Source organism: Winogradskyella ludwigii, from assembly GCF_013403985.1.
Lineage (GTDB): Bacteria > Bacteroidota > Bacteroidia > Flavobacteriales > Flavobacteriaceae > Winogradskyella > Winogradskyella ludwigii.
Genome location: NZ_JABFDF010000001.1, coordinates 1,366,815 through 1,381,567 on the forward strand (window position 1 = coordinate 1,366,815; position 14,753 = coordinate 1,381,567).

Here is a 14,753-nt window from a genome sequence, read left to right on the forward strand (position 1 = left end):
TAGTGAAAAGCATTGCTAATAGCTTTGATATAAAAACATTACTTTTGCAAATCGAAATTTGAAAATGATTACATGGAATTTGTTATAAAAATATCTCAATTTTTACTCAGTTTATCCTTGCTTATTGTATTACACGAGCTTGGACACTTTATACCAGCAAAACTTTTTAAAACTAAAGTTGAAAAATTTTACCTCTTTTTTGATGTAAAGTTTTCACTCTTTAAAAAGAAAATTGGAGACACAGAATACGGAATCGGTTGGTTGCCACTTGGAGGTTATGTAAAAATTGCCGGCATGATTGATGAGAGTATGGATAAAGAACAAATGGCTTTGCCACCACAACCGTGGGAATTCCGTTCTAAACCAACTTGGCAACGTTTAATTATTATGCTAGGTGGTGTAACGGTTAACTTTATTTTGGCATATGTTATCTATGTCGCTGTTTCTTTTACTTACGGAGATTCAGATGTTAAAGTTGCCAGTTTAAAAGATGGATATTGGATTGATAATCCTGCATTGTTAGATTTTGGTTTTAAAACAGGTGATAAAGTATTAGCTATAAATGATACACCTATTATTAATGATTCTGATATTGGTTTTAATCTTATAAGTGCAAAAACAATTACAATTAATAGAGGAGGAGAAGAAAAAATTATCGATTTACCTGAAGATTTCTTAGGACAATTTTCGTCGAGTAAAAGCAAACTTAATTTTGAATACCGTATTCCTTTTATGGTTGGAGAAGTTGCAGATTCATCTTTAAATGCAAAAAAAGATTTAAAAGTTGGAGATGTTATTAAAAGCATTAATGGTAGAGAGCTTAAATATTTTGATCAGTTAGATGAGGTTACTGAAGGTTTAAAAGGAAGTACAGTCGCTGTTGAGATTCTAAAAGAAGATAATTCTATTGTTAAGAAAGAATTAGAGATCGATAACGAAGGTAAATTTGGAATACGACCTTATAACAATCCACCAAGGTTTGAAGAATTAGGATACTACGATATCTTTAGAAAAGAATACACTTTTGGTGAAAGCTTTGCTGCAGGTGGACAAAAATTTACAAAAACAATTTATAATTATTTCGATCAGTTAAAAGCAATATTTAATCCAAGTACAGGTGCTTATAAAGGTTTAGGTGGTTTTAAAGCTATTTTCGATCAGTTTCCTAGTGCATGGAGTTGGTCTTATTTTTGGGGTTTAACAGCATTTCTTTCTATAATGTTAGCTATCCTTAATTTACTGCCAATACCTGCTTTAGATGGTGGACACGTTGTGTTTTTACTATATGAAATGATTTCTGGACGTAAGCCAAGCGAAAAGTTTTTAGAGCGTGCCCAAGTTATAGGGTTCTTTATTTTAATTGCATTAGTCTTATTTGCTAATGGTAATGACATATTCAAGGCCATCACAAATTGATAATTTAAATTTTTTTCAAAAAAAATCATATTTCTTTTTGTAGAAATGAAAATAGTGTATATATTTGCGCTCGCTAACGCGAAAAATAACCTTCCTCTTTAGCTCAGTTGGTTAGAGCATCTGACTGTTAATCAGAGGGTCCTAAGTTCGAGTCTTAGAAGAGGAGCATACAAAGCCATTACGAAAGTAGTGGCTTTTTTGTGTTTTATGATTAAATTAGAGCTTCAGAAACAATCATGATTTTATCCATTTTATTAAGCTTAATCTTTATAGTGCTTGCAATCATTCATTTTAATTGGGTTTTGGGTGGCACGTTTGGCTTTGATGCTTCGTTGCCAACTAACGCAAATGGTAAACGCGTTTTAAATCCTAGTAAAATAGATTCTGCAATTGTTGGTATAGGCTTAACTGTGTTTGCATGTTTTTATATTTATAAGTCAGGATTTATTAAGTACCAGCTACCAAATTGGATATCCATTTTTGGAAGTTGGATAATTCCAGCCATTTTTTTATTACGAGCTATAGGTGACTTTAAATATATTGGTTTTTTTAAACGGATACATGCCACTAAGTTTAGTAAATTGGATGCCAAATTTTTTTCGCCTTTATGTTTAATTATTTCAGTCGTTGGAATTGTGATTCAGCTTTATTATTAAAACAACCATCAAAATAAATACCAACTAATCTTTAGTTTTATAATGATATTTAGAAGCAAAAAAGATAACTTATTTACAATAACCATTCTTGGGCTAAATGCATTCTTAATAGGAATCACTATTTATGGATTTATAACAGGGGAATTAGAAAAGGATGAATATTGGACACTAATACCAATTTTAGGGGTTGTGGTACTTTTATTTTGGATGTTTTTTGGCACCAATTATCAACTCTCTAAAAACGAGTTAATTTATAGATGTGGACCAATTAAAGGGAAAATTAAGATCAATAGAATAACAGAAATCATTAAAGGAAAAACACTTTGGGTGGGCTTAAAACCTGCAACTTCTAGAAAAGGATTAATTATTAAATACGATAAGTACAACGAAATTTATATCAGTCCAATTACAAATGAATCTTTTATAGCAGAACTCTTAAAATTGAAGTCAGATATTAAAATAAATGACTAAAAGGTAGTGCGCAAACGCATTTAAACTACCTTTAAATTTACTATGAAACGACTACTCAGTTACATCTATCCTGTTACCAAAACGATTACTTCTAAATTTAGTGGCGAATTAGAAATCACTTGGTACAACGGTAAAAAACATCTCAATTCAGAAAATGCAAATTACAGTTATGGATCGTTACAACGGATTTTAAAATTTGGACTAGAGAAGATTCAATTTAAAAAGGTTAATTCAATTTTAGTATTAGGTATGGGAGGAGGAAGCGTTATAGAAACGCTCAGAACCGATTTTAAATATACCAAAGACATTGAAGCTGTAGAGCTAGATCCTGTTATTGTAGAGATCGCTAAAACAGAATTTGGAATCACAGAAAACAAACACCAAAAAATTCATTGTACTGATGCATTCAATTTTGTAAAAACAAACACCAAGCCATTCGATTTAATAATTATAGATCTTTACATTGATCTCGATGTGCCAGATAAATTTTTAAGCACAACATTTTGGGATCATGTATTAAGTTCAAAATCTTCCAAAGGATCTATTCTGTTTAATGCTTCTGTAAAATCGTCTAATGCAACTAAAATAGAAACCTTAGTTCAGTATTTAAAAACAAAAGTATTTAAAGTAGATGTTTACGATAAAGTGAATAATACCAATACTGTGATCATTGCTAGTGGTTTATAAGATTTTTAATTAGTATCTTGTAAATGTAAAAACTAGACTATGCGCAAAAAATGTCCAGAATGTGGTGATGTTATCGTTGGTAGAATTGATAAAAAATACTGTAGCGATGGCTGTAGAAACGCGCAAAATAACAGACTTAATAAAGATTCTAGAAACTTTATAAGAAACACCAATAATCGTTTACGGAAAAACTACAGAATATTAGAAGCGCTTAATCCTAATAAAAAGATGAAATGCTCTAGAGCAAAACTCATAGAAAAGGGCTTCGATTTTAATTACTTTACAAGTATCTATACTACAAAAGCAGGCACCATTTACTACTTTGTATATAATCAAGGCTATTTGCCGTTAGAAGGTGAATATTATGCGTTGGTAAAACGTGACGATTAAGAACCACCTTTTGTTGTGCTATTCCAGTTTTCACCTTTAAGGGAAAGGGCTGCAATTAAGATATCTTTCTGGCTAATTTGTCCAATAAGTTTTCCGTTTTCAACAATAGGGAAACGACGTCTTTTAGATTGTAAAAACTTATTTGCAGCATCAAATACATCCATATTACCATCAATGGTTTCTACATTTGTGGCCATTCGTTTTTCAACATTATCGTGTTCTAAAGGCATGTTGTAATATCTGCTTTCGCTTAATTGTTTAAGGCAATCTCCTTCAGAGATAATACCAACTAATTCTTGGTTGTCATTAACAACTGGTCCTCCAGAAATCTTATTTTTTATTAAAGCCTCCACAACCTCTTGAACGGATTGATGAGGTTTAAACGTTATGAGGTTAGTACTCATATAATCTCTAACTTTAAGCTGAGTTGATTCTGTAGCATTTTGTTGCTTACGAGCTCCTTGAAAACTTTTAATTCCCATGTTGTTGTGTTTTTTATATTAGTGTTAATCTTAAAGTTACTGAAAATTAGTGAGTTAAAAAAATAAGGGAACAGAAGGGTAGTTATTTCGTATTTTTAACCTAAATATAAACCTGTAAGTTTTGAAAACACAAATTAGCGTTATTGGTTGTGGTTGGTTGGGATTAGGTTTAGCAAAACAACTCATTGAAGAAGGGTTTGTTGTTAAAGGATCTACAACGTCTAGCGATAAGTTACAAGCATTAAAAAAACAGTCTATAGAACCCTTTTTAGTACGTTTAGATCCTCTTGGTATTTCAGGAGATTATTCACGCTTTTTAAGCGGAAGTGAAACTGTTATTATTAATATTCCACCAGGATTAAGAAAAAATCCAGATAAAAACCACGTTTCAGAAATAAGACATCTAATGCATGCTATAGAAGCTGAGTCTATAAAAAATGTTCTTTATATAAGTTCTACTTCGGTTTTTGAAAACGAAGAGAATTTCCCGATAATTACAGCAGAAACTGCTCCAAATGCCACATCTAAAGTGGCAAAACAACTTATAGAAATAGAAGTAATGCTTCAAGAAAACCCAAATTTTGAAACTACTATTTTACGTTTTGGAGGTTTGTTTAATAAAGAACGTCATCCTGCAAGAATGTTAGCAGGAAGAAACAACCTATCAAATCCTGAAGCTCCATTAAATTTAATTCATAAAACAGATTGTGTTTCTATTATTTTAAGCATTCTGAAAAAACAGTTGTGGTCTGTAACGCTTAATGCTGCATACCCAAAGCATCCAAATAAAAAAACATATTATTCTGAGTATTGTAAAGCTGCAGGTTTAGCACTTCCAATGTATAAAACTTCAGAAGAAAGCAAAGGGAAATTAATAGAAAGTAAAATATTGGTACAACTTTTGAATTACTCCTTTCAAATAGAACCGTAAAACTTTAAAATCATCTTATAAATTATCACATTTTTAGGATTTTTTCTTAATAATTTTTATAGTTTTAGCGGATTAAAGTTTAAACAACAATCACTAAACTCATTAGAAAATGAAAACTATTACCATTGCAATTGTCATGCTATTTTCAGTAAGTACGTTTGCACAAACAAATACAGATTTAAAGACCCATTACGAAGCGTTTTACAAGCAAATGAAAAAGCAAGGTGACGTACAAGGTATTATTAATGCTATGACGCATCTCGAAGTTTTAGAGCCTTCTGTAGCGCGTAGAGATACGTTGGCTTACATCTACCTTTCTGAAGGGAAACATATGCAAGCATTAAATACTATAGGTGTAGAAAAAAATGCTACGGATTCTAATATGAATGTAGAAGTAAAAGCTTTAGCATTAAAGAATCTTAATCAGCCAAAAATGGCTTTAGAGCATTTTGAAGTACTTTACAAACGTGATCCTAATGTTTTCTTAGCTTACGAAATGGCTGATATGAAAATTCAGACTAACGACTTAGCAGGTGCAAGAGTAAATATAGATTACGCATTGGCTAATGTAAAAGATGATATGAAGCGTGCGTTTTACGAAAAGCAACAACCTTACGAAACGTCTATGAAAGCAGCTTTACTTTACTTAAACGGATTGTTATCGTTTACAGAGGATAATGCGGCAAATATGGATTTAGCATTAAAATTATTGAACGATGCTTTGGCTATAGATCCTAATTTTAATTTAGCTAAGATTAGTAGAGAAGCTTTAGAAGCACAAAAAGCACAACGTGCACAACAAGCAGCAGCAGAGAAAAAAGGTTAATCCTTTTTTAAGTTGCTCTAAAACAATGCCAGTTTGAGTACAGTCGAAATTAGCAATAGATTAAATTCTAATGTGTTTCGGATGTGATTAAACTGGCATTTTTAATTTAATAGTATTTATTCAGGTTGAATTTTATTGTAAGTATCTTTTTCTAACTTTTTATTAATCTGATAATTTAGATTTGAAAAAGCCACAAAAAGCGCTTTAATTCCTAAGAGCTTATCTTTCCTCTCAATATTATCTATGGTTAAATTCTCATTAAGTTTTAGAAGTGCGGTTTCAATAATTGCATTTCGAGATATAATAGGATTTGTTTTAAACTCCTCAGGTATCTGCGTTTTAAACTCACGAATAAACGTGGTTAAAAGTTCTTTGTCTCCATTAAAAAACGAAAAATCTGCTTTTTTTAAAAACCGAATCTGACTTTCTAGCTCTCTATATTTATCCCAGCTTATAATAGCTTTCTCAGCTTCACTACTAAGCACATAATCGTTATAATTTAGGCTTTCAATAGTTTTGGCTGTAATGCGTGCATTTTGATCTGTGGTTGCTACAGTTTCAGTTTCTATAGTAGTGCTTTTGTCATCACCACAGCTCATTACAGTAACGCAGCACAAGCCTAAAATGACAGATGTAATTTTCATAGGTATCTCTTAGTTTGAATTGTAAAGATACTTAAACTATCCTTTTGCTATATTTAGTATACGAGTTTTAAAACTAAGTTGAAAAATTCATAATTAAAACGTCTAATTTTTGAAAAATTTAATATTTAGGAGTGCTTATTCTTGTTATTTTTGTCAAAAATTTAATAAACGGATATGTCTTCAAGAATATTAATCATTGGTGCCTGTGGCCAAATAGGAACAGAACTTACCACTAAATTACGAGAAATTCATGGTGTAGATAATGTCATTGCAAGTGATATTAATACTAGAAATTTAGACTTAGTAAATTCTGGTCCTTTTGTGATTTTAGATGCCAAAAACTTTAATGCGATTAAAGATTGTTGCATTAGTCGTAAAATTGATACGGTTTACCTTATGGCTGCGTTATTAAGTGCTACAGGAGAAAAGTATCCAATGGAAGCTTGGGACTTAAATATGAATTCACTTTTTCATGTGCTTAACCTCGCTAAAGCAGGACAAATAAAAAAAGTATTTTGGCCAAGTAGTATTGCTGTTTTTGGACCTACAACTCCTCGTGAGAACACACCACAACATACCATTTGCGAGCCTACTACTGTTTACGGTATTACCAAACAAGTAGGAGAGCGTTGGTGCCAATATTATCATGAAAAATATGGAGTAGATGTAAGGAGTATTCGTTATCCAGGTATTATCAGTCATAAAGCAATGCCAGGAGGTGGTACAACAGATTATGCTGTAGAAATTTATCACGAAGCTATAAAAGAAGGAAAGTACGAGAGTTTTTTATCTGAAAACACCAACTTACCAATGATGTTTATGGACGATGCTATAAAAGCCACGACGGAAATTATGGCTGCACCTTCAGAGAATTTAAGTATAAGATCGTCTTACAATTTATCGGCCATAAGTTTTACTCCAAAAGAAATTGCTGAAAGTATTAAAGCTGAAATTCCAGAATTTTCAATTAGCTATAATCCAGATTTTAGACAAGCTATTGCAGATAGTTGGCCATCATCTATTGATGATAGTGTGGCTCGTAAAGATTGGAATTGGTCTCATGATTTTGATCTTAAAAAAATGACTTCAGAAATGTTAATTCAGTTAAAGAAGAAGTACAAGTCTTAAGATAGAATTGTATATACATAAATATTCCTAAACCATTGCTTAAATTCTCACAGAGCAATGGTTCAGGAATATTAATATTTAATACTATTAGAAATAGCTAAACGATAACTTTAATCGTTTTTAGTGAAATAGCCTTCGTTAGATACAGCAGCGTCACTAACCTCTATACTTCCGGTTTTAAACCATACTTCTGCATAATTACCATCTGCGTATTGTTTTTGAACATCTCCACCATGTGTTTCTGCACCAGAACACCAATTTTTATTTATTTCTGGAGATTTTCCATTGGTTTGGTTGTAAGCACCAAGCTTAAAGAAACACCCTTCTCCTGCGTAAGCAGTTTTACGTTCTACGCCATCTTGACCAATTGGAAAAAATAATTTTTGTGTCTGTTCTGGTGTATCTGCCTTGGTTGAGAATTCTGATTCAAGTAAGTTTTTAGTAAACGTTTTGGTCTCATGATCTTTACTTGTAAATGTTAAGTTCATAATACCATCTTTAACTTCTACTGTATAGCTAAATTCTTCGCCAAGAGCGATACCATCTTTAGGTTCTTCAGGATATGTGCTTTCGTCTGTACCAACTACAGAAAAGTCATTTCCCCAAACTGCAGAAGAATAATCCCATCGTTTAGAATTATCATCACCTTCTGTGTTTATTTCATAATGCCAAAAAACAGAGCCTTTGGTATGTCCAGGATATTTCTTGTAAAATATTTTAAGGGGTTCGTTTTCAAATGCATCTGCACTATGAATTTGCCCAACAACTACAGCGTGAGATGCTGCAACTCTTGCGTCTCCGGTTGCAGAGACATTCATAACTTTTAATGTTGCCGTTAATTTATCATCGGCAGTTTTTGGATACCACTTTTTTATTTGTGCTAATTCGGTTCTTGTGTTATTGGATGTTCCATGTGTGTTTCCTCCATTAGGTGCTTTAAAAACAACCCAATCACCATTAGCATCGTTTGTAGTATAAAAGTAATCTTTGTTCTCAAAGTTATTTGCAATACCAACATTAGAACCATCTCCTAAGATTAATTTCCAATCGTCAAAAAATGGAATTACATCACTAGCATAAGTTATTTTTTCAACCTCTTCTGTAATGGTGTTGTCTGTTGTTGTATCTGCTTCTTTGGTCTTATTGTTACAACTACTTAGTGTTAAACAAACACCGAGTAGTAACGATGTAGACACTGAAGCAATCTTTCTGTTGTTGTTTATTTTCATAATGTGTTTCTAGTTTTCTGTTTAGTTTTTTAGAGTTTAGTATATGCACTAAAGTTAGTGAATTACAAATAGAATACTTGTAAAGCTCTATAATTATGGCGTGTTTGGGTTGTTTCTTCCTAACAATTAGATAAGTTGTTATTACAGAAATGGTAAATTTGAATACGATTCAATAATCTAGATAAGTGTTGACTAACTGAAAGATTTAGAATTAGACATTTTCTTCTAACTCAGGAGTTGTCTTATTGTATTTGGTATGTTGTACTTTCTTCTTCTCTAAAATAGCATAAAAACGACGCGGTGAAATTTTTAAGTCTTTAGTGATTTCGCTAACCTTTTTCTTTCCTTTTTTGTAAAGTTTTAAGTTTTCGTTTACTTTTTTGTTGAAATAATAGTCGTTCAGTTTTTGAACAACCTGTAATTCGGTCATATTAGATGCACTAGCGTAAAGTTCTAGTTCCGTTTTTAATTGAGATAAATTGCCTTTCATAAGATTAATTTTTATGGGATTGTTTAAATAAAATAGCAGACGTTGTGTATAGGGATGCCTGTATGAAGCATTAAAGTTAGTAAATAAAAAGGCGAATAGAAAATCCGAAAGGAATTTTGCGAGTGGGTGAGACGCTTGCTATGCTTTAAATGAGGTATTTATAATGGTGCTTTTTGGGAAAAATACTACGCTATTAATTTGTGGAATTTATTAATTCTACGCGTTATAAAAACTTACTTCTTTTATTTGGGTTGATTCTAATGATGCACAGTTTTAAATTTCCCGAAAACTATGGCTGTAAGTAATAATCCAATTCCAACTCCGATGGATGAACCTTTAATTAAGTCATTTAATTCTATGTAATGCGAAAATATTTGGGAAGCTGCGATTACAAATAAACCAATTGATAATAATACCAATGTTTTTCTTTTAGTTGTCTTTTTCATTTTATTGTTGTTTTTATTCTGTTACTAATGTTACTGTTTTTGTACAGGTGTCATTTTTAGTATCATCGCTAATACAACTCCAGTTTTTGTTGTTTAATTGTATATTTAAATCGCTATTACAGTTTGTACAGGTTACTGTTATATTACTTAATTTCAATCCGTTTTTGTACGCTGTTAATTTTGTAGCTGTTTTAACAGATTTCTGATTCGTTGTACCTAACAAAACGAGGGTCTTTTTATTTGTTTTAATATCAACAAGATTTATAATTTCAAGACGTTCTATTTTAGCATTAATGTCTCCGTCTTCTTGTAGTCTTTTATTCCAGTGTTTGGTAACATACTCCGTTGAAATATTTAGATTATTAATATTATACAATTCAATTGAGTTGAGTTCTAATTTGGTGTAGTCCGTTTTTGTTGTTTTACAGGCTGAAAAGCTTAAAGAAATAAATATAATCCAAATTAAATTTTTCATGTTATTAGGTTTGCTGCGTGATTGAAGATTAAAGTTAATAAAAAAAAACTTAATTTAGAATCCAATAAGTTTTTTTAAGTGATTTATAATCAGGAATTAAAAAGGTGTAAGTTTTTTTTTAATCGAATTCAATCGTTTAATTATTCAATCTTTTCAAGTTCATTTTTAATTGAAATTAATTTACTATTTATTTCAAAAGAGTATTCCTCTGAATGATCAATATAATGCTGAAATAGCTTATTTGACTTTTTAAATTTTTCAATTTTATGAGTTTTGTTAGTTTCAATTGTAGCATCTAAATAAATTAATTCAGCTAATAATTCTACTCTTTTTAGATAGTTACCCTCTTTTAATTTAAAGAATTCAATTAGGTCTTTATAATCTGTGTTATGGAAGTAATCTTCTTCATGGCCTAATAATTTATAGGACTCATTTAACTGTGTTTTTGCGCCTTCTATATCGTCTCTGTCTATGCTGTTTGCAATTTTATTGATCGCATCAAACAGGGTTTGAATAAGGCGCATTAAATAATCTTTCTCAAGCATTTTTTTATTTTTAGGGATATTATAATTTAGCAATAAATTATATGCAATCTTATTTGTTGGCTTTTAATTCAGTTTATTAAGTTGTTCGTCAATTTCATTATGTACTTGCTCTAATTCTTGTGCGTAGTTTTCTGTATCATCATTAATAGCTTTTTTGAATAACTTAAACGCTTTCAATCTTAACTCAGAATACTTTAGCAATACTACATTTTGTTCCAATAATTCTGAAGGTAAATTTTCAATGCTATTTAACTCGTTAATAATTTTAATATTCTCATTCCATTTAGGAATTATTTCATTGTCTAATTCTTGAATAAGTAAATCATTTGTTTCTGTATTTATGTGGTCGTAAAAAACTAAAGATTCAGTTTCATTTTTAGTGAATTTGGCTATTTCAGTATTGTATTTTTCAAATTCTTCCCCTTCAGGCGAAAGAAATACGTATGCGAAAATTCCTATTAATAATATAATTAATGATACTACTCCAACTCCGGCTGCTTTCCATCCAGAATAAAACTCGTTTCCATTTTCTTTGTGCTCATCTAATATTGTTCCGTGAATTTTATTAACTATTAGATAAATGATACCAGTATATATTATAGGGATTATTTGACTAGGAACTTTCTCCATAATTGACTCAGGAATCATAAATATACCTGTGAATAAAAGGACGGTTGCTATAATTCCAATGATTAAAGATTTATTTCCTTCATCTGGTTTACCTAGACTTAGATAGTTTTCTCTTATTAAATATCCTGCTGCTAAAGGTCCTCCAATAAAGGTTGCGATTCCGATGGCTTTTTGAGAATAAAATTTAAAATCTTTTGTGTTGTTTTCTTGTTCTGTCATTTTTGGTGATTGTAGGTAAGGTGTTTTTAGATGATTTGTGGCGTGGTTAAGTAACTAAGTTAATAAATGGTGTCTGAATAGAAAATCTGAGCCTGTGTTTTGCTGTAGGCTATAAATAGAAATTAATTAGACAAGATGATGATAACCGTTTTTATTTTTCGTCAAATTTTAATTCTTTGTTTTTCATTGCTTTTTGCCAGCCAGAAGGAAAAAGTCCGTGATCATTTTCGTTAATGTTTTCTATTATGGTTTTTACTCGACTCTTAATACTAATAGGTAATTCGTAAAATTCTTTATCAATCTGTGTATGTCTTTCGTTATCTAGTACACCGTTTTGATGTCTTATTACACTCTTTTTATTTTTGTAATAAATCAATATTTTTATTCTTCCATCATAGAAATCATTCATTCCAAATGTGCCATAAACAATTATTGGGTCTGCAAAACCATCGTTATCATAATCATCTATTTTAAAGTATTTTGTCCAATAAGAGATGGAATATTCATGGTTATTAGGTAGTATAAAATCATTAAACGTCCAGCTGAGTTTAAAATTTTCAATTTTATAGCTATAACAATAGGCTTTAATAGAATCTGAACATACCTCTTGTTCTACACATTCTGTGGTTTTTTTGGTCATTACAATAAAATGGATTCCTGCCTTGTCTGTATATTTATAAACCCTGTGAATAGAATCATCTAGTTGTAATTTAATTTTAATAGTGTCTGTAAAAACCGAATCAATTTCTTGGTCGGATAACTGCCTGCTTGTTACGTTAGAATTTTGTGCAAATGAGAAATTGTAAATTAAGAGAAGTAATACTATTGTAATTCTTTTCATTTTTTTTAATGGTTTTGTAAATAGGCTAGAACTAGCAATAAATTATATATGGTGTTTAAAACGTTAGTTCTTATTATCAAGTGGAAATGTAAGTCCGACTGCAAATGCTCCAACATATTGTTTTACCGTAGGCTGAAAATAATAAGTAAATGCCAGGTCTACATTGTTGTTTTTACCTAATTCTAGTCCAATTGAAAAAGGGATATGATAAATAACGCCTCCCTTATCAATATTTTCATAAGCGGTTACGGTTTCAAATTTTCCAATTGAAGTTCCTATTCCAAATTCTAGGTAAGGTGCAACCCAAGGAATTGGTGCACGAACTCTTGCTTTTGCTCCAAGTAAAAAAGCTTTTGATTCTGCTTTTTCGTATGTAGGATCGTCATTTAGATCTTTACCATTAGAATGGGTTAAAATAAATCCTGCATAAGGTCTTAATTCAAACCAAGAAGCAACTTTTAGAACTAATTCTCCTTGTGCAAAAAATCCACGGTCAGCAACGTCATCATCGCTATTATATGGCACGCTAATGCCATAACCAATTTGAGCATTTATTGATTTTTCTTTTATAAATTGAGCTTCAGATAAATTTGAAGTGAGCACTATTATTAATAATATTAAGGTTTTTTTCATAATGTTTTACTATGCGCTTGTGTATGGTTAAGTAACTAATTTAGTAAATAAAACCTAGATAGAGTATTCAGCAGGAATGTTCGTTAGTAGGTGAGAACTAATCAATTAATTATATATGGTGTCTTAAACGTTTTTGTTTTTTCGTTGCTTTAGTTGTTCGGAAATAATTTTTTCGAGTTTTGATGAATTTATTTTAAGAGTATGCGCTATTATTGTTAAAGGTGTTCCATACATTCTGTTATTTGCTTTCATGGCTTCTTTTGAAATCATATTTTTTGAATGCTCAATATATTTTTCAGGTTTGCTTGTTTTTATAAGTAACATTTTAGGTGAAGAAACAGAGAAAAAATAGTCATAAACAGGAGCGCTGACCTTAATAGTTTCAACTCCTGTTATATCATTCCATTCTATTAATCCAATACTTGTTCCGTTTGAATTATCAATAATTCCCTTATCATTTATAATTAAACCTGCTTTTCTGGTAAAAACTTTTTTAGCAATAAAAATTAGACACAACCCAAAGAATAAAATACTTAACAATCCAATAAAAAAAAGAAATTCCTCTGAGTATCGACTATTAGTGGATTTATTAGGATCTATAATCATATAAATTCCACCAACGATAAATGCTAAACATCCAATTAGCATTAACACTAATTTTGTTTTGCTAAAACGTATGATTATGTCTTCCATTTGGGTTATTTTGGTCTAATGCTCTACAATGGTTTGTTACTTGTTGTTAATAGTTTTTATTCACACAAAAGATTATAATGGTCTACTAATTCAATGATATCATTTAACCTGTATAATTCATTTTCTAAATAATTAACTATTTTACTGCAATCTGAAAAATATCTTTTTGCTACGTAAATAAACATTTTATTGTTTGGAACACCAGAAATATATTTAGCTTTTTCTTCAGTATTTCTTATGAGATAATAATCTGTGTCATCATAAAAAGTTGTGGATTCAAAATCTGGGTCACCTAGAAAGCTCGTTTGAGACCTAAGAACTGTTCTTGAATATAAACTAACCTTGCCACTAGTGATAAGCTCCATTAAAACAAATTTCTTTTTCTTAATGGGCACATATTTGTAATGAACTGTTGTAAAATCTTCATCACCGAAAATTACTTCCTCTACAGTATCATGTCCATAGGCTACAGTTCCTGATTTTCTCTTTTTTTTGTATTTAAACTCTGTACTTCCTATTGATATTAGACCACCAAAGTGCTTTGGGAATTTAACTAAACCTCTAAATGACGTGCCATTCTTTAAGATCACTTTTGCAGGTGTCCATTCATATTGAGCATGGACTGAAGAAAAGCAAATTATTGTAAATAGTATGATGATGTTTTTTAGCACTATGGTTTGGTTTAAAACGTGTTTATATATGGAAAAACCTCTTGTTTTAAGTATCTAATTTAGGAAATATAAACCCGAATATAAAATCTGCTATGATATTGGTAAGTAAGCTCTATAAAGTAATTAATTATACATGGTATTGTAGGCCGTTTTTTTTGTTCTGAACTTTCCTGAAATAGGTTGACTAAAAATTAAACCATTAATTATAGTCACTTATGAAAACACAAAATGAACACTGGCGAAAAAAAAG

20 protein-coding genes and 1 tRNA gene are annotated in these 14,753 nt (G+C 30.7%); 9 read left to right on the top strand and 12 right to left on the bottom strand.

All coding sequences use genetic code 11. The features are described 5' to 3' along the window. Positions 1–72: 72 nt before the first annotated feature. The 6 genes from rseP to HM981_RS05835 all read left to right on the top strand — a co-directional run bounded on the left by rseP (position 73) and on the right by HM981_RS05835 (position 3,620). A complete protein-coding gene (gene rseP / locus HM981_RS05810) occupies positions 73–1,416 on the top strand; it encodes an RIP metalloprotease RseP (protein ID WP_179337623.1) in 1,344 nt (447 codons plus the stop codon). Positions 1,417–1,508: 92 nt separating this feature from the next. Beyond that, positions 1,509–1,582 (top strand) — tRNA-Asn (locus tag HM981_RS05815). A 70-nt stretch (positions 1,583–1,652) separates the two neighbouring features. After that, positions 1,653–2,072 carry a DUF3995 domain-containing protein gene (locus tag HM981_RS05820; protein ID WP_179337624.1) on the top strand — a complete coding sequence of 140 codons (420 nt, stop codon included), beginning with the start codon at positions 1,653–1,655 and terminating at the stop codon, positions 2,070–2,072. A gap of 42 nt (positions 2,073–2,114) precedes the next feature. Next, the gene (locus HM981_RS05825) at positions 2,115–2,543 is read left to right on the top strand and encodes a PH domain-containing protein (protein ID WP_179337625.1); all 429 of its coding nucleotides are present in this window, start codon (positions 2,115–2,117) and stop codon (positions 2,541–2,543) included. A 42-nt stretch (positions 2,544–2,585) separates the two neighbouring features. Then, a complete protein-coding gene (locus tag HM981_RS05830) occupies positions 2,586–3,230 on the top strand; it encodes a spermidine synthase (RefSeq protein ID WP_179337626.1) in 645 nt (214 codons plus the stop codon). Positions 3,231–3,269: 39 nt separating this feature from the next. Then, positions 3,270–3,620, top strand: a complete 351-nt coding sequence (locus HM981_RS05835; RefSeq protein ID WP_179337627.1) for a hypothetical protein — start codon at positions 3,270–3,272, stop codon at positions 3,618–3,620. Here the strand turns inward: HM981_RS05835 and HM981_RS05840 are convergent. Beyond that, complete coding sequence (locus HM981_RS05840) at positions 3,617–4,102, bottom strand: CBS domain-containing protein (RefSeq protein WP_179337628.1); 486 nt, start codon at positions 4,100–4,102, stop codon at positions 3,617–3,619. The genes HM981_RS05835 and HM981_RS05840 overlap by 4 nt on opposite strands. Positions 4,103–4,223: 121 nt before the next feature. Between HM981_RS05840 and HM981_RS05845 the strand changes: the two genes are divergently transcribed. Together HM981_RS05845 and HM981_RS05850 are read left to right on the top strand one after the other, a co-directional pair. Then, the gene (locus tag HM981_RS05845; RefSeq protein WP_179337629.1) at positions 4,224–5,033 is read left to right on the top strand and encodes an NAD(P)H-binding protein; all 810 of its coding nucleotides are present in this window, start codon (positions 4,224–4,226) and stop codon (positions 5,031–5,033) included. Between the two features lie 109 nt (positions 5,034–5,142). Next, positions 5,143–5,859, top strand: coding sequence for a hypothetical protein (locus tag HM981_RS05850; RefSeq protein WP_179337630.1), 717 nt, complete (start codon positions 5,143–5,145; stop codon positions 5,857–5,859). 116 nt (positions 5,860–5,975) lie between these two features. On the opposite strand, the gene HM981_RS05855 is transcribed toward HM981_RS05850, so the two are convergent. Further along, positions 5,976–6,503: a hypothetical protein gene (locus HM981_RS05855; protein ID WP_179337631.1), complete on the bottom strand. Its 528-nt coding sequence runs from the start codon at positions 6,501–6,503 to the stop codon at positions 5,976–5,978. Positions 6,504–6,677: 174 nt separating this feature from the next. Between HM981_RS05855 and HM981_RS05860 the strand changes: the two genes are divergently transcribed. After that, complete coding sequence (locus HM981_RS05860) at positions 6,678–7,631, top strand: NAD-dependent epimerase/dehydratase family protein (RefSeq protein WP_179337632.1); 954 nt, start codon at positions 6,678–6,680, stop codon at positions 7,629–7,631. Positions 7,632–7,741: 110 nt separating this feature from the next. On the opposite strand, the gene HM981_RS05865 is transcribed toward HM981_RS05860, so the two are convergent. The 10 genes from HM981_RS05865 to HM981_RS05910 all read right to left on the bottom strand — a co-directional run bounded on the left by HM981_RS05865 (position 7,742) and on the right by HM981_RS05910 (position 14,503). Further along, complete coding sequence (locus tag HM981_RS05865; RefSeq protein WP_179337633.1) at positions 7,742–8,860, bottom strand: polysaccharide lyase family 7 protein; 1,119 nt, start codon at positions 8,858–8,860, stop codon at positions 7,742–7,744. Between the two features lie 211 nt (positions 8,861–9,071). Further along, positions 9,072–9,350: a hypothetical protein gene (locus tag HM981_RS05870; protein ID WP_179337634.1), complete on the bottom strand. Its 279-nt coding sequence runs from the start codon at positions 9,348–9,350 to the stop codon at positions 9,072–9,074. A 257-nt stretch (positions 9,351–9,607) separates the two neighbouring features. Continuing rightward, positions 9,608–9,796: a hypothetical protein gene (locus HM981_RS05875; RefSeq protein ID WP_179337635.1), complete on the bottom strand. Its 189-nt coding sequence runs from the start codon at positions 9,794–9,796 to the stop codon at positions 9,608–9,610. A gap of 13 nt (positions 9,797–9,809) precedes the next feature. Then, positions 9,810–10,271 carry a hypothetical protein gene (locus HM981_RS05880; RefSeq protein ID WP_179337636.1) on the bottom strand — a complete coding sequence of 154 codons (462 nt, stop codon included), beginning with the start codon at positions 10,269–10,271 and terminating at the stop codon, positions 9,810–9,812. A 140-nt stretch (positions 10,272–10,411) separates the two neighbouring features. Continuing rightward, positions 10,412–10,816, bottom strand: coding sequence for a hypothetical protein (locus tag HM981_RS05885; RefSeq protein WP_179337637.1), 405 nt, complete (start codon positions 10,814–10,816; stop codon positions 10,412–10,414). Between the two features lie 63 nt (positions 10,817–10,879). Further along, positions 10,880–11,665: a hypothetical protein gene (locus HM981_RS05890; RefSeq protein WP_179337638.1), complete on the bottom strand. Its 786-nt coding sequence runs from the start codon at positions 11,663–11,665 to the stop codon at positions 10,880–10,882. 151 nt (positions 11,666–11,816) lie between these two features. Next, positions 11,817–12,506, bottom strand: coding sequence for a M949_RS01915 family surface polysaccharide biosynthesis protein (locus tag HM981_RS05895; RefSeq protein ID WP_179337639.1), 690 nt, complete (start codon positions 12,504–12,506; stop codon positions 11,817–11,819). 63 nt (positions 12,507–12,569) lie between these two features. Further along, positions 12,570–13,139: a hypothetical protein gene (locus tag HM981_RS05900; protein WP_179337640.1), complete on the bottom strand. Its 570-nt coding sequence runs from the start codon at positions 13,137–13,139 to the stop codon at positions 12,570–12,572. 123 nt (positions 13,140–13,262) lie between these two features. Next, the gene (locus HM981_RS05905) at positions 13,263–13,832 is read right to left on the bottom strand and encodes an STM3941 family protein (protein ID WP_179337641.1); all 570 of its coding nucleotides are present in this window, start codon (positions 13,830–13,832) and stop codon (positions 13,263–13,265) included. A gap of 56 nt (positions 13,833–13,888) precedes the next feature. Beyond that, positions 13,889–14,503, bottom strand: coding sequence for a hypothetical protein (locus HM981_RS05910; RefSeq protein WP_179337642.1), 615 nt, complete (start codon positions 14,501–14,503; stop codon positions 13,889–13,891). Positions 14,504–14,753: the final 250 nt, after the last annotated feature.